Annotated in this window: 20 protein-coding genes, 1 pseudogene and 1 riboswitch; of the genes and pseudogenes, 18 read left to right on the top strand and 3 right to left on the bottom strand. The window is 38.5% G+C overall.

Annotated features, from left to right (window positions below):
* Nucleotides 1–81 precede the first annotated feature (81 nt).
* The 13 genes and pseudogenes from miaB (at nt 82) to ACIPKN_RS06660 (ending at nt 14,042) form a co-directional block, all read left to right on the top strand.
* Entirely contained in the window at nt 82–1,626 is a 1,545-nt protein-coding gene (miaB, locus tag ACIPKN_RS06600; RefSeq protein WP_400934447.1) for a tRNA (N6-isopentenyl adenosine(37)-C2)-methylthiotransferase MiaB, read from the top strand.
* Nucleotides 1,627–2,064: a YlbF/YmcA family competence regulator gene (locus tag ACIPKN_RS06605; RefSeq protein ID WP_142507381.1), complete on the top strand. Its 438-nt coding sequence runs from the start codon at nt 1,627–1,629 to the stop codon at nt 2,062–2,064. It abuts the gene before it with no gap.
* 403 nt (nt 2,065–2,467) lie between these two features.
* The gene (cotE, locus tag ACIPKN_RS06610) at nt 2,468–3,082 is read left to right on the top strand and encodes an outer spore coat protein CotE (protein WP_400934449.1); all 615 of its coding nucleotides are present in this window, start codon (nt 2,468–2,470) and stop codon (nt 3,080–3,082) included.
* A 120-nt stretch (nt 3,083–3,202) separates the two neighbouring features.
* Nucleotides 3,203–5,782, top strand: a complete 2,580-nt coding sequence (gene mutS, locus ACIPKN_RS06615; RefSeq protein ID WP_400934450.1) for a DNA mismatch repair protein MutS — start codon at nt 3,203–3,205, stop codon at nt 5,780–5,782.
* A 14-nt stretch (nt 5,783–5,796) separates the two neighbouring features.
* Nucleotides 5,797–7,662 carry a DNA mismatch repair endonuclease MutL gene (gene mutL, locus ACIPKN_RS06620; RefSeq protein ID WP_400934451.1) on the top strand — a complete coding sequence of 622 codons (1,866 nt, stop codon included), beginning with the start codon at nt 5,797–5,799 and terminating at the stop codon, nt 7,660–7,662.
* 373 nt (nt 7,663–8,035) lie between these two features.
* On the top strand, nt 8,036–9,682 hold the full coding sequence (locus tag ACIPKN_RS06625) for a glycerol-3-phosphate dehydrogenase/oxidase (protein ID WP_400934452.1): 1,647 nt from the start codon (nt 8,036–8,038) through the stop codon (nt 9,680–9,682).
* A 3-nt stretch (nt 9,683–9,685) separates the two neighbouring features.
* On the top strand, nt 9,686–10,600 hold the full coding sequence (locus tag ACIPKN_RS06630; protein ID WP_400934453.1) for an alpha/beta fold hydrolase: 915 nt from the start codon (nt 9,686–9,688) through the stop codon (nt 10,598–10,600).
* A complete protein-coding gene (gene miaA / locus ACIPKN_RS06635) occupies nt 10,587–11,492 on the top strand; it encodes a tRNA (adenosine(37)-N6)-dimethylallyltransferase MiaA (protein ID WP_400934454.1) in 906 nt (301 codons plus the stop codon). The genes ACIPKN_RS06630 and miaA overlap by 14 nt, the downstream gene beginning before the upstream one ends.
* An 87-nt stretch (nt 11,493–11,579) precedes the next feature.
* Complete coding sequence (gene hfq / locus ACIPKN_RS06640; RefSeq protein WP_049668557.1) at nt 11,580–11,810, top strand: RNA chaperone Hfq; 231 nt, start codon at nt 11,580–11,582, stop codon at nt 11,808–11,810.
* Between the two features lie 99 nt (nt 11,811–11,909).
* The gene (locus ACIPKN_RS06645; RefSeq protein ID WP_142507375.1) at nt 11,910–12,212 is read left to right on the top strand and encodes a rhodanese-like domain-containing protein; all 303 of its coding nucleotides are present in this window, start codon (nt 11,910–11,912) and stop codon (nt 12,210–12,212) included.
* Nucleotides 12,213–12,586: 374 nt separating this feature from the next.
* Nucleotides 12,587–13,079 (top strand): annotated as a pseudogene (locus ACIPKN_RS06650) (DUF6584 family protein).
* Between the two features lie 148 nt (nt 13,080–13,227).
* Entirely contained in the window at nt 13,228–13,704 is a 477-nt protein-coding gene (locus ACIPKN_RS06655) for an SMI1/KNR4 family protein (protein ID WP_400934455.1), read from the top strand.
* Nucleotides 13,705–13,817: 113 nt separating this feature from the next.
* The gene (locus tag ACIPKN_RS06660; protein WP_400934456.1) at nt 13,818–14,042 is read left to right on the top strand and encodes a hypothetical protein; all 225 of its coding nucleotides are present in this window, start codon (nt 13,818–13,820) and stop codon (nt 14,040–14,042) included.
* A 327-nt stretch (nt 14,043–14,369) separates the two neighbouring features.
* On the opposite strand, the gene ACIPKN_RS06665 is transcribed toward ACIPKN_RS06660, so the two are convergent.
* Nucleotides 14,370–15,431 (bottom strand): hypothetical protein, encoded by a 1,062-nt coding sequence (locus ACIPKN_RS06665; RefSeq protein WP_400934458.1) that lies wholly within the window; start codon nt 15,429–15,431, stop codon nt 14,370–14,372.
* Nucleotides 15,432–15,937: 506 nt separating this feature from the next.
* Nucleotides 15,938–16,115: riboswitch (cobalamin riboswitch) on the top strand.
* Between the two features lie 113 nt (nt 16,116–16,228).
* Here ACIPKN_RS06665 and cobT point away from each other — a divergent pair.
* Together cobT and ACIPKN_RS06675 are read left to right on the top strand one after the other, a co-directional pair.
* On the top strand, nt 16,229–17,284 hold the full coding sequence (cobT, locus tag ACIPKN_RS06670; RefSeq protein WP_400934459.1) for a nicotinate-nucleotide--dimethylbenzimidazole phosphoribosyltransferase: 1,056 nt from the start codon (nt 16,229–16,231) through the stop codon (nt 17,282–17,284).
* A gap of 23 nt (nt 17,285–17,307) precedes the next feature.
* On the top strand, nt 17,308–17,436 hold the full coding sequence (locus ACIPKN_RS06675) for a hypothetical protein (protein ID WP_400934460.1): 129 nt from the start codon (nt 17,308–17,310) through the stop codon (nt 17,434–17,436).
* Between the two features lie 75 nt (nt 17,437–17,511).
* Here the strand turns inward: ACIPKN_RS06675 and ACIPKN_RS06680 are convergent, their stop codons facing one another.
* Complete coding sequence (locus tag ACIPKN_RS06680; protein ID WP_400934462.1) at nt 17,512–18,117, bottom strand: trimeric intracellular cation channel family protein; 606 nt, start codon at nt 18,115–18,117, stop codon at nt 17,512–17,514.
* Between the two features lie 413 nt (nt 18,118–18,530).
* Between ACIPKN_RS06680 and ACIPKN_RS06685 the strand changes: the two genes are divergently transcribed.
* The 3 genes from ACIPKN_RS06685 (at nt 18,531) to glnA (ending at nt 21,865) form a co-directional block, all read left to right on the top strand.
* Complete coding sequence (locus ACIPKN_RS06685; RefSeq protein ID WP_400934463.1) at nt 18,531–19,781, top strand: methionine gamma-lyase family protein; 1,251 nt, start codon at nt 18,531–18,533, stop codon at nt 19,779–19,781.
* A gap of 290 nt (nt 19,782–20,071) precedes the next feature.
* Nucleotides 20,072–20,446, top strand: a complete 375-nt coding sequence (locus ACIPKN_RS06690) for a MerR family transcriptional regulator (RefSeq protein WP_142507363.1) — start codon at nt 20,072–20,074, stop codon at nt 20,444–20,446.
* A gap of 84 nt (nt 20,447–20,530) precedes the next feature.
* A complete protein-coding gene (glnA, locus tag ACIPKN_RS06695; protein WP_142507362.1) occupies nt 20,531–21,865 on the top strand; it encodes a type I glutamate--ammonia ligase in 1,335 nt (444 codons plus the stop codon).
* Between the two features lie 140 nt (nt 21,866–22,005).
* Here glnA and ACIPKN_RS06700 read toward each other — a convergent pair whose 3' ends face one another.
* Nucleotides 22,006–22,392 carry a CotD family spore coat protein gene (locus ACIPKN_RS06700; RefSeq protein ID WP_400934464.1) on the bottom strand — a complete coding sequence of 129 codons (387 nt, stop codon included), beginning with the start codon at nt 22,390–22,392 and terminating at the stop codon, nt 22,006–22,008.
* Nucleotides 22,393–23,151: the final 759 nt, after the last annotated feature.

Here is a 23,151-nt window from a genome sequence, read left to right on the forward strand (position 1 = left end):
GGATGTTGCAATTATTCAGTATAATAGTAAAATGGGAATTCAAATGTATGGAATTCGTTTGAAAGGAGTTACCTGATTGCAATGAATGAAGAACAACGCTTAGCAAATCAACAAGTCAATCAACCAAAAAAAGAAGACAAGCCTGAAAAGGATTATAGTAAATATTTTGAAACGGTCTTTACGGCACCTTCATTAAAAGATGCTAAAAAACGTGGGAAAGAAGAAGTTAAGTACCATAAGGACTTTAACATTGCAAAAGAGTTTGCAGGTATGGGTACGGGGCGTACTTTTTATATTCGTACGTATGGCTGCCAAATGAACGAGCATGATACGGAAGTGATGGCTGGGATTTTTATGCAGCTAGGTTATACGCCTACAGATGTGATTGATGAAGCTGATGTGGTGCTACTGAATACGTGTGCTATCCGTGAAAATGCAGAAAACAAAGTATTTGGAGAACTGGGCTTCCTACTAAAATATAAACGTAAAAATCCAGAGATGCTTATTGGGGTTTGTGGCTGTATGTCACAGGAAGAATCCGTTGTAAATAAAATTTTAAGAAGTTATCCACATGTCGATATGGTGTTTGGTACACATAATATTCACCGTTTACCGAACATTTTAAAAGAAGCATATATGTCTAAGGAAATGGTCATTGAGGTTTGGTCCAAAGAAGGCGATGTTATTGAGAATCTGCCGAAAAAACGTCTTGGCTCCATCAAAGCTTGGGTAAATATTATGTACGGCTGTGATAAATTCTGTACGTATTGTATTGTACCTTATACACGTGGTAAGGAGCGTAGTCGCCGTCCAGACGAAATCATTGCTGAAGTTCGTGAATTAGCGGCTGCTGGCTATAAAGAAATTATGCTACTAGGGCAAAATGTCAACGCTTACGGCAAGGATTTTGAGGATATTGAATATCGACTTGGTGATTTAATGGATGAATTACGAAAAATTGATATTCCACGCATTCGTTTTACAACGAGTCATCCACGTGACTTCGATGATCATTTAATCGAAGTTCTTGCAAAACGTGGTAACTTAGTTGAACATATTCATTTACCAGTACAATCTGGTTCAAATGATGTGCTAAAAATTATGGCGCGTAAGTATACACGTGAGCATTTCCTTGGATTAGTAGCGAAAATTAAAGCGGCTATTCCGGAAGTAACACTAACGACTGATATTATCGTAGGCTATCCTAATGAAACAGAGGAGCAATTTGAGGAAACATTATCCTTGTACCGTGAAGTAGGCTTTGAAATGGCCTTTACTTATATTTATTCTCCTCGCGAGGGTACACCTGCTGCAAAAATGGTGGATAATGTACCTGAAGAAGTGAAAAAAGAACGTCTTCTACGATTAAATGAAGTTGTAGGGGAATACTCTCGAAAAGCATTAGAGGGCTTGAAGGGTGAATTAGTAGAAGTCTTAGTCGAAGGTACAAGTAAAAAACGCGAAGATGTATTAGCTGGCTATACGCGTAAAAATCGTCTTGTAAACTTTAAAGCGCCAGCAGATTTAATTGGTCAATTAGTGAAGGTAAAAATAGTTGAGGCTACTTCTTATTCACTAAGTGGTGAATTCGTAGAAGTAGTAAAAAATGAAAAGGTGGAAGCGTAAATGTCACAAGTATTATATACAAAAGATGATTTAATCAAGAAGTCACACGAAATTGCGCATATGATTGCCAATACGCAAGAAGTTGAATTTTTCAAAAAAGCCGAAGCACAAATTAATGAAAATCAATTTGTACGTGAGCGTATTGCCAGCCTAAAAAGCCTACAGAAGCAAGCTGTTAACTTCCAACACTTAGGAAAAGAAAAAGCGCTTAAATTAATTGAAGATAAAATCGAAAAAATTGAAGAAGAAATCAACTCAATCCCAGTGGTTCAACAATTTAAAGAATCTCAAATTGATGTAAATGATTTATTGCAATTAGTTTCAAACACAATTGCTAACAATGTTACAAATGAGATTGTTCGCTCAACTGATGGAGATTTACTTCGTGGAGAAACTGGCTCATACGTAGCCAATACAACACCAGGCAGCTGCTCATAAAAATAATAAAAGTAATAGCTCGAATGCAAGCATTCGGGCTATTTTTATATGTTTAACTTCTTTCAGTGGGTGTCCAAACATCCGTACCTGTAGTACGCTTTCGGGACAAAAGACATCTTCTGAAATAGAGGAACTCAGTTTAAGAACGCCACGTTCATTGGTATTACCGAAATGACCGACATTGTGTAGACCCTGATGCAGGACTAAGTACAAAGCCGATTCCGGACGCGTTGCAAATGTTCTTTGAAACGAAAGCAAAGCGACAGCGGCAATTATGCCGAGGCATAATTGCATAATACTCTTGGAAATTAGCGCATTTCAGACAACATAGTATGAAAAAGTCAGTAATTCGATTCTATAAAAATATATGTTCACCCAATAGGCGCTACCTGCATATGATGGAGTGAAAAGAATCAAAGGAGGAATTGCGCTGAAACGTTTACGACAAATCGTGACGAGAGCAGTAGTTGCCAAAGGGAAGAAAAGAACGGAAGACCGTGTAACATTAAGTCCATCGAATAAACCGACGAGTATTCTCGGTTGCTGGGTTATCAATCATACTTGCTCCGCGAAAAAAGTCGGTAAATTTGTAGAAGTATCGGGGAAATTTGATGTCAATGTATGGTATGCCTATAGTAGTCATTCGAAAACAGCAGTGTTTTCTGAAACGGTACACTATAAAGACAAAGTGAAGCTTTCTTTTAGAGAAGGCGAAGTGAGTGCTGGTGATGATGTTCGTGTACGTGTTATTCAAGAGCCAAACTGCATAGAGGCAATTATCTCTCCATGTGGTACGAAGTTTGAAATCGTAGTAGAACGTGAAGTAGTTGTAGAGGTAATGGGAGAAACGACGATTTGCATTAGTGTACATCCACTAGATTTCGAAGAGGAATGGAGTTTTGATGAGAGCTCCTCATCGTCTTCATCTAGCTCCAGTTCCAGCTCATCGTCTAGCTCCAGTGAAGAAGGCAGGTATGTTTTAGAGTCCTCATCGTTTCCTGATGAAAGACAAAGATAATACTAAACATTCTATACATGCGAAGCGCTAGCATCTTAAAAAAAGGTGAATTAAGCGTTTCGCATGTATCTTTTGTTATAATAAAAATATCTAAATGGTTAGAGCGAGGGAATTTTTAAAATGACAACATATACACCAATGATGCAACAGTATTTGCAGGTAAAGGAAGATTACAAGGATGCCTTTTTATTTTTTAGATTAGGCGACTTTTACGAGATGTTTTTTGAGGACGCTATTAATGCCTCTCAACTTTTAGAAATTACATTAACGAGCCGAGATGCGGGTGCAAAAGAGCGTATTCCAATGTGTGGCGTTCCACATCATTCGGCAAAAAATTATATTGAAACTCTTGTGCAAAAGGGCTATAAGGTTGCTGTTTGTGAGCAAACAGAAGATCCGAAGCAAGCAAAGGGTGTAGTAAAACGTGAAGTTGTTCAGCTTATTACACCAGGAACGATCATGGAAGGTAAGTCGCTTGATGGTAAAACCAATCATTTTATTGGTGCTGCGGAGCAATTTGACGATATGACATTTGGCTACGCTTATTTAGATTTATCTACAGGTGAAGCAGTAGCCTCCTCGATTGAGGGCGACGGTAAGGCACTTTTATTGCAAATGCAGGCATACGGTATTCGTGAATTAATTGTAACGGAAAGTTTGCAGCTTCTATTAGCAGAGCATGCAGTAAACGCGGGTATCGTCCTTTCTATTGGAACAGATGAAATGACAATGGCTAAAGCCGCACATTATTTAGATGCGGTGCCAAATGATTTACAAATTGCTTGCCTTCGTTTGCTCGCTTATATCGATAAAACACAAATGCGTTCATTATCACATATTCAAGCATTTACTTACAATGAAATGAAAAATTATTTACGTATTGACTCTAGCTCTAAGCGTAATTTAGAGCTTATTCAATCTATTCGCGGTGGCGATCAAAAGGGCACACTTTTATGGTTGTTAGATGATACAGTGACAGCAATGGGGGGACGCAAGTTAAAGCAATGGTTACACCAACCTCTTGCTTCACGCGCTGCCATTGAAGAAAGACTAGCATACGTCACTGATTTATTAGAGGAATACTTTGTAAGAACAGAGCTACAAGCCTCTTTAAAACAAGTATATGATTTAGAGCGTTTAGCTGGACGTGTAGCTTTTGGTAATGTTGGTGGACGAGATTTAGCGCAGCTACGTGATTCATTGCGTCAAGTACCTGCCATTCAGCAGCAATTACTTGATACCGATAAAGAAACATTGCAAAAGCTAGGCGCGGCGCTTGATACGTGTGCAGATGTAGAGGCACTATTAGCGCGTGCTATTACAGACAATCCACCAATTACAATTAAAGAGGGTGACGTCATTCGCGATGACTATGATGCACGCTTAGATGAATTACGCTATGCTTCTCGTAATGGGAAGGATTGGATTGCACAGCTAGAGCAAGAGGAACGGACGAAAACGGGCATTAAAAACTTAAAAATCGGCTACAATCGAATTTTCGGCTACTATATTGAAATTACGAAGTCTAATATCCATTTAGCAGATTTAACACGTTATGAACGTAAGCAAACTTTGGCCAATGCCGAGCGTTATATTACACAAGAGCTTAAAGAAAAAGAAGCATTAATTTTAAATGCTGAGGAAGAGAGTTTAACGTTAGAGTATAACTTATTTGTGAAAATACGTGATGAATTGAAGGCGTTTATTCCACGTGTCCAAGCGTTAGCAGCGAGCATTAGTGAGCTAGATGTGCTATTAAGCTTCGCAAGTGTTTCAGAGAAATATCGTTTTACGAAGCCGGAGTTTCATGGCGGACGTTCGCTAGAAATTATTGAAGGACGCCATCCGGTTGTTGAAAAGATGCTTAATAAGCAAATGTATGTACCAAACGATTGTGTACTTGAGGAAAATAACAATATGATGCTTATTACAGGTCCGAATATGTCCGGTAAAAGTACGTATATGCGTCAAGTTGCACTAATTGTTGTCATGGCGCAAATGGGCTGTTATGTGCCTGCTGAAAAAGCTAGATTACCAATTACAGATCAGATCTTTACACGCATCGGTGCAGCGGATGATTTAGCTGCGGGACAATCAACATTTATGGTGGAGATGCTAGAATCTCAGCATGCCATTACGCATGCTACAAAAAATAGTTTAATGCTGTTTGATGAAATTGGTCGTGGGACCTCTACTTATGATGGTATGAGCCTTGCCCAATCTATGATGGAATACATCCATGACAAAATTGGGGCAAATACACTGTTTTCAACTCACTATCATGAATTAACGGCACTCGAAAAGGAGCTTCCTCGACTGCAAAATGTACACGTATCTGCTACTGAAAAAAATGGCACGGTTGTCTTTTTGCATAAGGTGAAAAAGGGTGCTGCCGATAAATCTTACGGAATTCATGTAGCACAGCTTGCACAATTGCCAGAGGAAATTTTAACAAGAGCACAAGTATTGCTTGAAAACTTCGAGGCCGGAAACGAAGCTGAAAACAAAGTAGCCGTGGTACAGGAAGTTATTGAAAAGCCAGTGCAAATGTCACTATTTACGGAGGGAGAACCAATCTCTCCGGCAGAGTCAGAAGTGCTTAAAAACCTAGAAAAAGTAAATATTCTGGGCACTTCACCAATGCAAGCGATGAATATTTTATACGAATTACAGCAGCAACTAGTAAACGCAAAAAAGTAAAGGAGTGATACGCTATGGGAAAAATACAAATTATGGACGAGTGGCTGTCCAATAAAATCGCGGCAGGGGAAGTAGTTGAGAGACCGGCCTCTGTAGTTAAAGAGCTTGTTGAAAATGCCATTGATGCAGGAAGTACGTCCATTGATGTTTTTTTACTAGAAGCGGGCCTCACTTCAATTCAACTAATTGATAATGGTAGTGGTATGGATGAAGAGGATGCATTAATATCATTCTCTCGCCATGCGACTAGTAAAATTCATCAAGAACACGATTTATTTCGTATTCGTACCCTCGGGTTCCGTGGTGAGGCCTTAGCTTCCATTGCATCGGTGTCAAAAATGACGCTTATTACATCTAATGGTGAATCAGGAACGTATTTAGAGCTTGAGGGTGGGCATATTGCTACACATAAACCTGGCCCTTTGCGCAAGGGAACAGATATTACAGTGGCACAGCTATTTTTCAATACACCTGCTCGATTAAAATATATGAAAACAATACAGACCGAACTTGGGCATACAATTGATCTGATGAACCGTCTTGCACTCGGAAATCCACAAATTGCGTTTAGATTATTGCATAACGGTCAGCAGTTGTTACAAACAAATGGACGAGGTGACGTACAACAAGTATTAGCTGCCATTTACGGTGTGCATAATGCGAAAAAAATGGTGTCATTCAATGGAGAATCACATGATTATAAAATTTCTGGCTTCGTATCACTACCTGAGGTGACTCGAGCTTCGAAAAACTATATGTCTTTGTTTGTAAATGGTCGCTGGGTGAAGCATTATTTGGTACAAAAAGCGATTGTCGACGCCTATCATACGTATTTGCCAATTGAACGTTTTCCGATTGTCGCGCTCTATATAGAGGGTGACCCTTATTTAACGGATGTCAATGTTCATCCTGCCAAACACCAAATACGTTTAAGTAAGGAGCCTGAGCTTCTTAAGCTAATTGAAGAAACAATACGAGAGAAAATCCGCAATGTTATTCGGGTACCGCTAATGGAAAAGAAGGAAAAAGTGGTAAAGCCTGCGACGGAGCAGTTAAATATTTGGAAACCAGCACCAAAGCTTAATGTGGAGAAAATGAATGCTATTGTAGAAAAACTTTATGATGTGCAAACAGTGCAGGAATCGAACACAATAGATCCTATAGTGCCACAACCTGAATCCGTTCCTACTGCCATTGAAGATAGCTGGCAACCGACAGCAGTGATGGAGAATCCTCCTGAAGAAGTGAAGCTAGAGGAGCTAGTGGAAATACTAGAGGATGATCCTGCTAAAGAACCATTCCCTGCGCTTGAGGTGGTAGGGCAAATTCACGGCACGTATATTGTTGCACAAATGGAGGATGGCTTTTATTTAATTGATCAGCATGCTGCTCAGGAGCGTATTAAATATGAATTTTTCCGTGAAAAGGTCGGTCAGGTGAACCCAAATGAGCGTCAAGCTTTATTGCTTCCATTGACCTTCCATTATGCTGCTGACGAAGCTCTTATACTAAGAGAAAATAGTCAGGAGTTAGAAGCTGTTGGCGTATTTTTAGAGGAATTTGGACAGGCTTCATTTGTAGTGAGGGAGCATCCTAGCTGGTTCCCTAAGGGAGAAGAACAAGAAATTATTGAGAACTTAATTGAACAGGTACTGACAACTAAAAAGGCGGACGTCAAAAAATTACGTGAGGCGGCAGCGATTATGATGAGCTGCAAAAAGTCGATAAAGGCCAATCATTATTTAACGAAAGAGCAAATGGATACGTTACTGCTAGATTTACGCAATGCCGACAATCCATTTACTTGTCCACACGGACGTCCAGTGTTGATACATTTTACAACGTATGAAGTGGAAAAAATGTTTAAACGGGTAATGTAGATGTAACGCCTAGAACAACAGTTCACATTTGTTAAAATGTATGCCATTTATATAAGTTGATTGGAGTGGAGACTGGGCGACTCCTTGGGGATTAGCGATATAGAGGAACGAAGGCTAAAAGCATCACGTCCTGTGATAACGCCTTCGTGACCAACATCCTGTTGGCCCGAGACCCTGCAGCGAAGCGAAGCGGCTCATCGGACGCCCCCAGGAAAGCGCACAGTCGGAACGGAAATCAACCACACGTTATGGTGATGAGCTATACAAATGATATTAGAATTTCTATGTTTAAAGTTATTGCTAGTTATACAGGCTGGCATACGCAGTAGAGGTTACACGTATTTTTAAATTATAGCTAATGGGGGAAAAAGTTATGTTTTCATTTGAACATCGTCCTAAAATTATGCAGTTTTTAGAGCAATATAGCTTTGACGTTTTAGTCATTGGTGGCGGCATTACTGGTGCTGGCATTGCACTTGATGCAGCATCTAGAGGGCTATCAGTCGCTTTGATTGAGAAGCAGGATTTTTCTGCTGGCACATCAAGCCGTTCAACAAAGCTTATTCATGGTGGACTTCGTTATTTAAAGCAACTTGAAGTAGGTGTAGTAGCTGAGGTTGGGCGTGAGCGTGAAATTGTATATGACAATGCTGTCCACGTGACAACACCTGAAAAGATGCTACTACCATTATATAAGAAGGGCTCTCTTGGACCATTTACAACATCAATGGCACTGAAGGTATATGATCGATTAGCAGGTGTTAAAAAGCATGAACGTAGAACAATGTTAAACGCTCAGGAAACGGCAGCGCTAGAGCCTTTACTCAATCGAGATGAGCTTATTGGTGGTGGCTACTACGTAGAATATCGTACAGATGATGCCCGTCTGACAATTGAAGTGCTGAAAAAAGCTGTTGAATATGGGGCGCTTTGTCTAAATTATGCGGAGATGACAGAATTTTTATATGAGAAGAAAAAGCTTGTTGGGGCACAAGTGAAGGATCATGTTACAGGGAAAACGATTGAAGTACATGCTGCGCAAATTGTTAATGCAACTGGACCTTGGGTGGACGAGGTTCGCCAAAAAGATAAAGTAGCAGACAAAAAGCAATTACGTCTCACAAAAGGAGTCCATATTGTCCTTGATCAAAAGGATTTTCCATTACGACAAGCAGTCTACTTTGATATAGTGGATGGGCGTATGGCCTTTGCTATTCCACGTGATGGTAAAGCCTATGTAGGGACAACAGATACAGTTTACGAGGGAGACCCTGTACATCCCGTCGCTACCCAAGAGGATGTTGATTATTTAATCGCTGCTGCAAAAACCGTCTTTCCAACGGCAAATATTTCAAGAGATACGATTGAATCGTCATGGGCAGGTGTGCGTCCACTTATTTTTGAAAAAGGCAAGGATCCATCGGAAATTTCACGCAAAGATGAGATATGGACGGCTCCGAGTGGACTAATGACGATTGCGGGTGGCAAACTAACGGGCTACCGTCAAATGGCAGAGACAATCGTTGATAAAATTGTGAAAACACATAAATATAAGCATGCAAGTCCATGTGTAACACGCGAGTTATCACTTTCTGGTGCAAAAGGCATTAATGCCATTAATTTCACTGATTATTGTACTTATAAAGCTAAAGAGGGCGTTCAGTATGGTCTAAATTATGATGAAGCAAAACAGCTTGTACAAAAATATGGCACGAATGTTGATGCATTATATAACCAGGTGAAATATTTGCATGAACATGGAAGTTCGATGCCCTTAGCCTTACATGCCATACTACTTTATGGTATAGAAGCGGAAATGGTGTACACACCAAGTGATTTCTTTATCCGTCGAACAGGCTTATTATACTTCGATATTGATGCGGTAAAACGTTATAAACAGCAGGTCATTCAAGTTATGCAACAACATTTTAACTATACAGAGTCACAAAGAAATACTTATGTCGCACAACTAGAGCAAGCTATTGTAGATGCAACAAATTTTGCGGAGGAAGGAGTGTAGGCAATGCGTTATATTGAAATGTCAGATGGCCATTTTTTGTTTACTCGGACATTAAAGCCATCGAAGCCATGTATTGGTCATATTCATATTTTACATGGTATGGCGGAGCATAGTGGACGTTATGTTAAATTTGCAAATAGCCTAAATGAAGCTGGATATGCAGTGACAATGCATGATCATCGAGGGCATGGAGAAACAGCAGCCTATAATGGCACACTAGGTTTTTTCGCTGAAGAAAATGGGTTCGATCGCGTCGTGGAGGATGTACATGAAGTAGTAACAATATTGCATGAACAATTTACAGATGCACCTTTGATTTTATTTGGTCATAGTATGGGATCATTCATTACTAGAAGATATATTCAATTGTACAGCGATCAAGTGGATAATGTCATTCTTTGTGGAACAGGAAACGTTACAACATTGCATACGATGGGAAATTTAGTAGCAAAAATATTGGCCAAACAACTTGGTAAAGATACGGAGAGCAAGTTATTAAATAAGCTGAGCTTTGGTAGTTTTAATAAACAGTTCCCGAATTCGAAGACTGCGTATGACTGGTTATGTTCAGCGGAAGACGAGGTACAAAAATATATAGATGATCCGTATTGCGGCTTTATTCCAACAAACCAATTTTTTGTAGATTTAACAACAGGTTTTATGTCGTTAAATCGTAAAAAAGAGATAGCAAAAACAAAAAAAGACTTACCTATATTATTAATAAGTGGTAGTAAGGATCCGGTCGGAGAACAAAGCCAAGGTGTTTACGTTGTAGCACAACAATTGGCAGAAGCGGGCATACAGGATGTCACGGTTTACTTATTTGAGGATAAGCGCCATGAAATCCTAAACGAGGACAATCAAGAGGCAGTCTATCAAGTTTTATTACGGTGGTTAGAAAAATATGATACAAGATAAACTACAGCAGGCAGAGGTCGTAGCAATCGTAGGGCCAACTGCTTCTGGGAAAACGGCACTAAGCATTGAGTTAGCAAAAAAATATAATGGCGAAATCATCAACGGTGACTCCATGCAAATCTATCGAGGATTAGATATTGGGACAGCGAAAATTACGGAGGAAGAGATGGAGGGTGTACCCCATCATTTACTAAGCTTCAAAGAGCCAACAGAGTCTTTTTCAGTAGCAGACTATCAAAAATTAGTGCGAGCTAAAATTGCAGAAATTCAAGCGTGCGGTAAGCTACCGATTATTGTAGGGGGCTCAGGTTTATATGTGCAGGCAGTACTCTATGATTTTCAATTTACAGAGGAGCAGGTAGATGAGGTGGCACGAAAAGCCTATTATGCAGAACTGGAGAAATTAGGTCCAGAGGCAATGCATGCTAAGCTTAAAAAACTTGATCCACAAACAGCAGAGACGATTCATCCAAATAATACTCGCCGTGTTATACGTGCGTTAGAGATGATTGAGCTTAGTGGCGTTTCAAAGGCATCCGAAGCACAAAATCGTGGAGAAGTCCCACTTTACAATCATGTGATAATAGGGCTTGGGCAAAATATGTCACGTGAGGTGCTCTATGATCGTATTAACCGCCGTGTTGATATAATGATGGAAAAAGGACTTTTAGAAGAAGTAAAAGGCCTATGGCAGCAAAATATACGAGGTGTACAGTCAATCCAAGCAATCGGCTACAAAGAACTATATGATTTCCTTGATGGAAGATGTTCTTTAGAAGAAGCCATTGACAGCTTAAAGCAAAATTCTCGCCGCTATGCGAAAAGACAGCTAACATACTTCCGCAACAAAATGGATGTATATTTTGTTAATAATGGCGAAAACTTTAATTAATTCCTAAAAATTACTAATTGCTAAATTGGTAGAACATGCTACTATAGGAATGAAGAGGTAGAAAGAGAGCATAGGGAGGCATATTTGATGAAATCAATTAACTTGCAAGATACATTCTTAAACCATCTACGTAAAAATAATGTTTTTGTAACTGTGTTTTTGTTAAACGGATTTCAGTTAAAAGGAACTGTGAAATCCTATGATAATTTTACAGTTTTATTACTAGATGCTGAAAGCAAGCAACATCTTATTTACAAACACGCTATTTCTACATTTGTTCCAGCAAAGCAAGTAGATTTTTTAGAAACAGAAGAATAGAAACATGAGAGTAAAACAGTTAGTGTTCATGACACTAGCTGTTTTTTTGCCCACAGGCTATAATGTAAGAGGAAATCGACATATTGGAGGACTACACAGATGAAAACTATGGAAACAACAGAAATATTAGGACTATTAGATGCGAACGAAGATCTATACATTATTGATGTTCGTGAAGATGATGAAGTAGCACAAGGCATGATTCCCGGTGCGCAGCACATTGCTCTTGGGACAATCCCAGAGCGTTTAGGTGAATTAGATGCTACTAAGCCATACATTATCGTTTGCAAGGCAGGCGGTCGTTCAGCAAATGCTTGTGCATACCTAGAAGCTCAAGGCTTTGACGTAACAAACCTTGAAGGCGGCATGCTTGCTTATGATGGAGAGTTAGAATTTAAATAATGGTCGATTAAACCTCGAACGCATTATCAAGACTTAAATTGTAAAAATCATAAAATATAAAGGGTGATACATATTAGTCATATATAATATGTATCACCCTTTTACTTCTTGCTCAGTAATTGCACCTGATTTGGATATTTATGTTAATATCGATGGTTATCTTGTGAAAAATTTTACAGTTTAGTTGATGAGGAAAAAATTACATATATATAATAAGGCCATACATTGTTAAGATTTGATAGGCCAAGTATTCTAAGGAAAGAAATTAGAGTGGGAACGTTTCGCCAACAAGTGGAGACGTTTTTTACTAACCATGCAGTATACTATCGAAAAATAATAAGAGTAAAGAATTAGGACATAAGAGGGTGTTTTTTATTGAAAAGAAAATTTCAAAGACTTTAAAACGAATAGAAGAGGATATTAAATGATGATTTAGGGAAAGCAAGGGATAGATTACACGGGTTAATAGCAACCTTTCCTAATGAATTAGAACTCCGTAAAAAGTTGGGAGACATTTATTTTGAGTTAAAATATCCTGCAATGGCTGGTCGATACTGGTATTTAGAAAAGAATAAGACTCCAAAAATGGTACATGCGTGTATTGAATTTGAAAGCTCTATGGGAAATGACATTAATAATATAGCAAGAGCTTTAAAGTATAAAGGTGATATTGAACTTTTAAAAGGACTGGATTTAGACCCAGCACTTTTATCTATCAATAAAGTAAAAGAAAAATTAGTAGAGGAACCAGATGCTTCAATAGAGGGTGAACATAACTGGATTATTTTTGGTTGTCTTTCAATCATAATTTTAATATTTATTTTTGCATTGGTTGGAGTTTATACATTTTTTAAATGGATATTTTAAATCAAAAATTTTTTTCATTAGAGGATAATGGAAAGAAATTTTTTACTAACGAGATGCAATAGCTGGCTGTATGTGAATGTATAAGGTACATAGAAATAGCGTTAGTTCAAGAGGTGAATATTCCCAATTGTATGGAGGAGTCACGTTGGTGAATGAAGTAATTACAAATGCTAAAGAAATGATTCAAAGGTCTGGAACATCCACTAGGATAGCCACAGTTAGAGAAATAAATGACCTAAATGAAAAACTAGATATTAAACTTCCAGAGTGGTTGATAGAACTAATGACTACGGTAGAAGTGTGTGATAGTAAATTGGTAGTTCCTCTAGATGAAGAAGCTGAATTGCGAATAGAATTCTTGAATCCAGAGAGTATTAGTAAAGAATGTTTATTATATGTTCCAGGATGCGCAGTACATAAAAACGGTTATATTTGTATCGGGTTAGAAATAGGTATTGGAAATCCATACGCAATAAATATACATGAAGGAAATAATCCTCCTGTCTATTTATTAGATCATGAATACGGTGAAGAGACTGAAACGATAATTGAAAATAAACTAACTGTTGTAAAAAAATTATCCGACCTTTTCCTGGTTGCGACTATAAAAAAGGAAAATTGTTGAATAGCACTTTTAAGACTTGATTTACACTTAAAAAATTTAGATAGGAAAACACCTGAATAAATACGATAACTTTTAAGTGTTTTAAAATTATGAGGTGACGAGTGAGGATAGGTGTGGAGAGATACATCAAGAAATATATACAGGGTTTTTTATTTGCAATTATGTTACCAATTTATGATGCATTATGGAAGCTTTCCTGGAATGATGGGGAGTGGAAACATTGGTTAGCGATGGCATTAATATTACCAGTCGTTGTTTATTCTTTTTATGATGCCGGTAAAGAATTCATGAAAGTTCGAACTTTTTCAAAAGAAAGTGTTTTAATGTATGTTTTTTAGGGTTGGGAAGTATTTCGTTTATTGTGGTGGGGAATATCGTAGGCTTGTTTAACTTTTAGTAAAATATGATTAATAACATATGCAAACCTAAGGGGGTGCGTTAATTAAAGATCATTGAGTTACATACGCAGCTCTTTATTCTTTTTTGAATAGATAAAGCTCAAATAATTAGTGATACCCAATTAAGCAGTTATACCGTTTTCCCTGGTTTTACGTTCCAAGATGTTTCGAATGAATATTATATTATGATATGTAGAGAACCCTGTAGCTCATCGGAGAATTTGCGATAAGTACAGGGTTCCTTTATTTAACGAGAAATTCTTTAAATTACTCTGTAATCAGTATCGCCGCTGGGGTGTTAAGCGAGCCAGCTGTAGAAGTATAGACTGAATGTGTAACACTAGTTCCTTTAGGTATAGTAAATGTAGCAATCCGAACACCTTGGGTATTGGAAGCCAGTGTAGGAACACCGTAAGTTGGACCATTGTTCCAACGTACAGCGCCGCCATATGAACCTCCACGACCTGTCAAATAGACCTTTAATGCCTTATCGGCTTGAGTTGGGTTTTTGAAAGTGATATTCGCCTTATAAATAACACCATAATGCCCCTTATTAGTTGCTACAGCTTCGCTAGGCATATAGCTAGTGTCTTTAGTCATTAAGTTGTCATTAATGCCATTATTTATAGAGAAACTTTTATTGCCGTCTCCAACAGTATATAGAGCAGCAGCACCATCTGAAGTACCATAGCCGTCGATATTGGAAAAGTTCCAAGAACCACGCGGATGAGTTCCAACTGGTGACACAACTGCATTTTGATTACTACGAAGATCGGCAGTAGTACTTTTAGCAGCTACTGTTCTGACTTTATAAGACATTGGAGAACTAGACGATAACGTAAACTCAATAATTCCACCCACCAAATAACCATTTGGTACTTTCCATTCTTTAACTAATCCAACTTTCCCCGCTGCAATGGAACTATCAACCGGAGAACTAGGCGTTAATGTATTTCCGAGTAAAGCTTTTGCGGCACATTTCCCATGAGCTACAAAGTTGGTAATAGTCTCGACACAGTCTTTAACACCAGAGACTTGATAAGTACTGCCACTTGAACCATTACCAATGGTAACACCAAACTTGATAGTCGCACCTGTGTTATTTAGATGCCAAACAAACATTCGATAAGTTACACTCTGTAATCCAGATGCAGTATCAGCCCAAAGCGTTGCAAAACCATTAGTAAATGGAACAGAGCTACTAATAGTTTCTGGATTATCAGACAAGAAGAAACGTTGATTATTACTTGCTTTACCGTATAATTTTAAAGATGGTACCACATTTGGGATTGTCGCAGCAGTTAAATCAGATTGAGAACATGAAGCCATTATTATTTCCTCCTAAAAGTTATTTGAGATGTGAGACTAGTGGATGTCGTTGATTAAGGTTATCCACGAACCTTGTTATCAACGATTTCTCACACTCATATAAATAAAGTGATTAAGAGGGGGAATAAAACAACCTTCATTTTATTTTTTTTTGCAATCATTTAGGCTAAGGGTGACGAAAAAGCTCAGATGCCTTCAGTAAAGAGTAGCCTTTAAGCTATCTTCTTAAAAGTACAAATTGATTTTTCTTATATTTTCAAAAATTCTTATCGGCTCCAATTACAGGGACAGTTGATTGGACGCGGTTATCAGATACGTTTACATTACCAAGTGAAACCGCGTATATACGTGTCGATTTATTATTTAAAGGTATGAGATATAATATTCGCTTTCTTGTCCCGGTTGATTGTTGAGTCACTTGGAAAGTCGGACTCAGAAAAGTTGGCAAGAAATATACAATTTCACTAATGTATTGACACAAAAACTACTTTGACGTAGATTTAAAGTAATTGCATAAGAGCATTAGGTGCCCATTGCGGGAGAATAGGGAATAAAGTGAAAAGCTTTAGCGGTCCCACCACTGTAAAAGAGAGTTTCATAGAGAATGCCACTAGCATCGTTCTGGGAAGGTTCTATGAAATGTTGAAATTGAGCCAGGAGACCTGCCTATCTGCTTCGGTTATATAGACGATGGAAAAGTCTGTAGTTTATTTGTTATGGAATAAACTACAGGCTTTTTATTTTTTCTATAAATCATTCTTCAAGTTACAAGGGCAAAAAAGAAAGGGGAAATTTTCATGCAATTATTACAACAGACGATTCAAAACATTCAAAGTGCTGACTACATAATGATGGAGAAGGCAAGAGAACGCATAGATGCACTTTGCAAGCCGCCTAGAAGCTTGGGGAAACTGGAGGCCCTTGCTGTGCAACTATCCGGAATTACAGGCGAACTATTTCCTGCGATTGATAATAAAGCAATTATTGTCTGTGCCGCAGATCATGGTGTTTGTGATGAAGGGGTGACATCTAATCCACAAAATGTAACAGTCTTTCAAACATTAAATTTTCCTAGAGGAGGAACTGGTGTCTGTGCCATCGCAAAAATCACAGATGCTAAAATTGTCACAGTTGACGTTGGTGTAAAAGAAGATATTCCACATGATGCTGGTGTTATCGTAAAAAAAATTAAATATGGCACGGACAATATGGCAAAGGGCCCTGCTATGTCAAGGGAAGAAGCCATTCAATCTATTGAAGTAGGAATTGAAGTAGCTACAGAAGAAATAAAAAATGGGATAAATGTACTCGGGACAGGTGAAATGGGTATTGGTAATACAACACCGAGTGCTGCCATATTATCGGTTCTTCGTGAATGTCATCCGAATGAAGTGACAGGCTTCGGTGCAGGTGTTGGACCAGGCGGGATAGCGCATAAAGTACAAGTCATTTATGATGCTATTGCATTAAATAAACCAAATCGTGATGATGCTATAGATATTCTTGGAAAAGTCGGTGGATTAGAAATAGGCGCTATGGCTGGGGTGATACTTGCTGCCGCTGCACATCGTAAACCTGTTGTTATTGATGGTTTTATTTCTACCATCGCTGCCCTTATCGCTTACGAACTTGAACCTAACGTAAAAGACTATATCATTCCTTCGCATGCCTCTGAAGAACCAGGTGCAAAAATTGCCGCTGAAATGCTCGGAGTTGAACCGATGTTGCAGATGAATATGCGATTGGGGGAGGGCTCTGGTACAGCTTTAGCCTTTCCTATTTTGGACGCAGCGTGCTCTATGATGAAAAATATGGCTACTTTAGAAGAAGCAATGTTGCTGTTGAAAAAGTAACTTTATTACGCGGATCACGGTGTGTGATAAACGAAGTCATGGATAGAACCGTCAAAATCGTGGATAGAACAGCCGAAGTCGTGGATAGAACCGTCAAAATCGTGGATAGAACCGTCAAAATCGTGGATAGAACAGCCAAAGTCGTTGAATAGAACCGCTAAGAAAGAATGAATTTAAAAATTAAAGCCCAAATATCAGATTTGGGCTTTAAATATGCAACAGTATATCTATGCTCGATTCAACTTCCGTAACGGTAAACGCCATTTCTTTATATATGAAAGTATTCTTAGTACTGTGATCACACCAAATAATACATATAAAAAGATATCCCCTGAAAATAGTTGAAGTCCTATGATAAGCCCGGCTAATGCTGCCCAAACACCATAGATTTCATCGCGGAGGACTAATGGTTGTCGTCTAGCTAATAAATCACGAATAATTCCACCGCCTGACCCTGTTAAGACAGCAGCAACAATAACGGCACTAATAGGCATGTCGAGCTTCACAGCATAAAGGGCACCTTGAATCGCAAATGCCGATAATCCAATAGCATCAGTGACATTGCCCCAACGATGCCAATGTTGAATGAGTCGATGTGGAAATAAAAAAAAGAGCGTAATAGCTGCAATGGCAATTTGGAACATTCTATCCTGCCCCCACAGTGTTGTTACAGGTAAACCTATAAGTAAGTTTCGTATAGCTCCACCACCAAAAGCAGTTACGATACCGAGTATATATACACCGAATAAATCGTATTCTTCCTCCATTGCAATTATTGCCCCGGAAATTGCGAAGGCAATTGTGCCAATGATACTAAAAACCTCCCAAGCCAACCCTTTCACCCCTTATGTGAATAAATCATTTTATGTTGTTGTAGATTAGTTACTGTATCTACAAGTTTTCGCAAAAAAAAAGCATCGACTTATGATTTGGAATTATCAGATACTAAATATTTTATTATAGCAGAATTAAAACTTTAAGTTCGTAACTACTTCTTTTCAACAGAAATATCCCAGCACTATAGGTGGATGAGATGAATGCGGATTTAAGTTACTTCAAGGTATCCAAACACCCTGTGCCTGTCGCAAAAGGATAGCTAAAAAGAAATGAAAGCCTTCGTTGGATGTCACGCAATTATGCCGAGTCATAATTGATCTTAGTGCCTAATGCAATTAGCAAGCTTTGCAGGCAAGCTCACAAATTGTTAAGATAAGATTTGAACAAATGTGAAATGGAGAAGAACAGTATGACTTTTACAACCAATTTATCAGAAGAAACACTAGCATTAGCTGCTAAAATAGAAGAAAAGGTACGCCCTTTTCATGCAAAGGTAGAAGACATGGCGTTCTTCAATCAACAAAAAGTGCTTGCCGCGTTCCGAAAGCATCAAGTAAGTGACTATCATCTGCACCCGTCTAATGGTTATGGCTATGATGATGAGGGGCGTGACAATCTAGAACGAGTTTATGCAGAGGTCTTTGGAGCGGAAGCTGCCATTGTACGTCCGCAAATTATTTCTGGTACACATGCAATTACACTTAGCTTATTCGGAGTACTACGTCCGGGTGATGAATTACTTTATATTTCGGGTCAGCCTTATGATACATTGCAATCAATAGTTGATGGTGGCGATAAAGATACTGGCTCTTTAAAAGATTATAAAATCGGTTATAGCCATGTAGATTTAATCGATAATCAAGCGATCGATTGGGAAGGTGTTGCAGCTGCAATTACACCAAACACAAAAATGATTGCTATCCAACGTTCGAAGGGCTATGCAACACGCCCATCATTTACCATTTCGCAAATTACAGTCATGTGTGCAAAAATCCGTGAATTAGCACCGGATGCAGTTATTTTCGTTGATAATTGCTACGGTGAATTTGTTGAGGCACAGGAACCGACAGAGGTTGGGGCTGATTTAATTGCAGGCTCACTCATTAAAAATCCAGGCGGAGGCTTAGCGAAAATTGGAGGTTACATTGCTGGCCGTGCAGATTTAGTAGAAAAATGTGCTTATCGTATGACATCACCAGGTATAGGTGCTGAAGCAGGAGCAACATTAAATACGCTTGGTGATTTCTATCAAGGATTTTTCCTTGCACCACATGTTGTATCTCAAGCTTTAAAAGGTGCGATTTTCACGGCTGCTATACTAGGAGAAATTGGTATGAATACATCACCGAGCTATGATGCTAATCGTACAGATTTAATTCAATCGGTTTCTTTCCAAACTGCGGAACAAATGATTGCTTTTTGCCGTGAAATTCAAGCGAATTCACCAATTAATGCGCATTATGCACCAGAGCCTGCTTATATGCCTGGCTATGAGGATGATGTCATCATGGCAGCTGGAACATTCATTCAAGGTTCTAGTATTGAGCTTACAGCAGACGGTCCTATTCGTCCGCCATTTACAGCATTTATTCAAGGTGGGTTAACATACGAACACGTAAAATTTGCAATTTGTAGTGCTGTTCAAAAAATCCAAAAATAAGTAGAGAAAAAACTATTCAAAATTTCTATTTTGAATAGTTTTTTATTTATAGATGAAAAGTTGAAGATTTCATTTGTTAAAACGTAGAAATGTAATTAAGTGAATTGGACATCGGCCGCCCCAGGAAAAGCGCCAAGTCGGAACGGAAATCAATCTCCGCGTTAGGATAATAATTTTAGTTTTTTACAATTTCGAAAAAATTTTTTTAACTCATGTTAGGAAACCTCACATGAGCGGTTGACAGTGTAAATTTTTCGTTATATTATTAGCAGGTATTGGAGGGGACTTAAATGAGTCGTGAAATTAGACGAACTATGCCGTTATTATCAATGAATATCGTAATGCAATTGACCGAGCTGTCGGCACGTCAGATTCGTTATTATGAAGAACACCATTTAATTGAGCCGCACCGAACAGAAGGCAACCGTCGAATGTTTTCATTAAATGACGTCGATGCATTGCTAGAAATAAAAGATTACTTGGAACAGGGTATGAACATGGCAAAAATTAAAAAGCTGTTCGCTAAAAAGAATGAACCTGTTTCAACAGATGAACCTAATTTAAGTGACTCAGAATTACGTCGCATCATGCGTGAGGAAATGCTTCAAGCGCAGCGCATGCAAAAATCATCCATCCGTCGTGGGGATTTATCTCGATTCTATTAATAAAAAGCAACATCATTAATTACTTTATTAATAGGGTAGGGTAATGATAAAAAAGCTAGACATTTTATAGGAGTGTGGAAAACTGTGGGTAAATACACAAAAGAGGACATTAAACGTCTAATCGAGGAAAAAAACGTAAGCTTTATACGTCTACAATTTACAGATATTCTTGGCACAATCAAAAATGTTGAGATTCCTGTAAGCCAATTAGACAAAGCTCTAGAAAACAAAATGATGTTTGATGGCTCATCTATTGAGGGCTTCGTACGTATCGAAGAATCAGATATGTATTTATATCCTGACTTGGATACTTTCGTAGTGTTCCCTTGGACTTCTGAAAAAGGGAAAGTAGCACGTTTCATCTGTGATGTATTCACTGCTAAAGGCGAGCCATTTGCTGGTGACCCACGAAACAACTTAAAACGTATCCTTAAGAAAATGGAAGACATGGGCTTCACAAGCTTCAATTTAGGGCCTGAGCCAGAATTCTTCTTATTTAAATTAGATGCCAAAGGTGAACCGACACTAGAAGTAAATGACCACGGTGGTTACTTCGACTTAGCACCAACTGATCTTGGCGAAAACTGCCGTCGTGATATCGTATTAGAGCTAGAAGAAATGGGCTTCGAAATTGAAGCATCTCACCATGAGGTAGCTCCAGGACAACACGAAATTGATTTTAAATATGCAGATGCAATTACAGCTTGTGACAATATCCAAACGTTTAAATTAGTTGTTAAAACAATTGCTCGTAAACACGGTTTACATGCTACATTTATGCCAAAACCATTATTCGGTGAAGCTGGCTCTGGTATGCACTTCAACGTTTCATTATTTAAAGGTAAAGAGAATTCATTCTACGATGAATCTACTGAACTAGGTCTTTCTGAAACAGCGATGCAATTCATGGCAGGTGTCCTTGCTCACGTTCAAGGCTTCACAGCTGTGACAAACCCTACGGTTAACTCTTATAAACGTCTTGTACCGGGTTATGAAGCACCATGTTATGTAGCATGGTCAGCTCAAAATCGTTCACCACTTATCCGTATCCCATCAGCACGTGGTCTTTCAACTCGTGTAGAAGTACGTTCTGTGGACCCATCTGCTAATCCATATTTAGCGATGGCTGTTATTTTAGAAGCGGGTCTTGAAGGTATTCGCCGTAGCTTAACACCACCAGCAGCTATTAACCGTAACATTTACGTGATGTCTGATGAAGAGCGTAAAGCGAATGGTATCGCAAACTTACCAGCAGCACTGGACGATGCTTTAATATTACTTGCTCAAGATGAAGTAGCGCAAGCAGCTTTAGGTGAGCATATCTATGCAAACTTTAAAGAGGCAAAAGAAATCGAGTTTGACATGTATCGTACAACAGTACACCAATGGGAACGCGATCAATATTTAAAAATGTACTAAAAATAGTAACCGAGTACCTAGTATAGGTGCTCGGTTTTTCTTATGAAATTAAGAGATCAATAATAGAACTAGGTATTTTCATAGCAGTATGCTATAAAAAAATGAAGCGATGAGGTATTTCTAACCTCATCGCATATTTTTTAATAGCCCATATGATGACCCATATGATGGCCCATATGATGATCCATATGATGGCACATATGATGATGGCCCATGTGATGGTGATGGTGTCCCATATGATGATGTGGCATATGGCAAGGATCAGGTGGCATCTCGCAAAGTGTATGAGTTTCGCAACATTCTTCCACTACACATTCAGTGCATGGGAAATGATATTGATGATCAATTATATGTTTGTTAACTGTTGTAATATGTGCTGGTTGTACATGAGGTACGACCGTATGGATGTAATTAGTGCGAACAAATTCCTCTGGCGGACAAAAGTGTGGTGGATCAAATTGAGTTGGGCAATGCTGTGGTGGACAACAATGTGGACCTGCATGATGATGATGCATACGTCTATGCATGGTAAAACCTCCTGTTTTGATAAGTTGTGGTTCATAATTAACATATGAGATGAAAGACAGTATGGTCTATTTGTATGCCTATTAAGGGCTGGTTAAATCTCTTAGGCAATTAAAATAGATATGATTAATGGAGAGTTTCACCAAACTTTAAGTTCTCTCAGCGGATGTTTGGACACCTGCTGAGAGAACTTAAAGCTTCCGGACGCAAGTATGCAAGGCCAAATGGGTCTTCTTTTAAACAATGTAAAATTGAGCATTGTTGAAAGGGAATGATACAAAGAAGAAGTGTGGATAATTAGAAGAGAATTATCATAATAACAAATTTTTATGGATTGAATAAAAATGCATTTTGTTGTAGAATTAACCGATGTATTGTTGGTTTATGATATTTTATAGCTATGACTTAATGAATAGAAATTTTGCATTGCGGATGTTAACTATAAAAAAGTATGTTTGGGCATTCCTTTATTACTTTTTAGAGGGATGTTTTTTATTTTATCCGTATTCCATTTTTATCGCGCATTAACGGACAGTAATTTATCTGTACAAAAAAGAGAAGCTCAGGTAACAACGCTCTCGCCTAAAGTAAAAAGAGTGGGAGATTAACGGCTCGTAAATGCCTAATTGGTAAAGACTAATAATCAGTGAGGCATAAAAAAATTCCTACTGTTAAAGTGCAGATATACTTTTCTTAGCGGGATAACTTCTTTCAGCCGGTGTCCAAACATCAGTACCTGTCGCTACGCTTTCGGTACAAAA

The organism is Lysinibacillus sp. NPDC086135, from assembly GCF_044746345.1.
Lineage (GTDB): Bacteria > Bacillota > Bacilli > Bacillales_A > Planococcaceae > Lysinibacillus.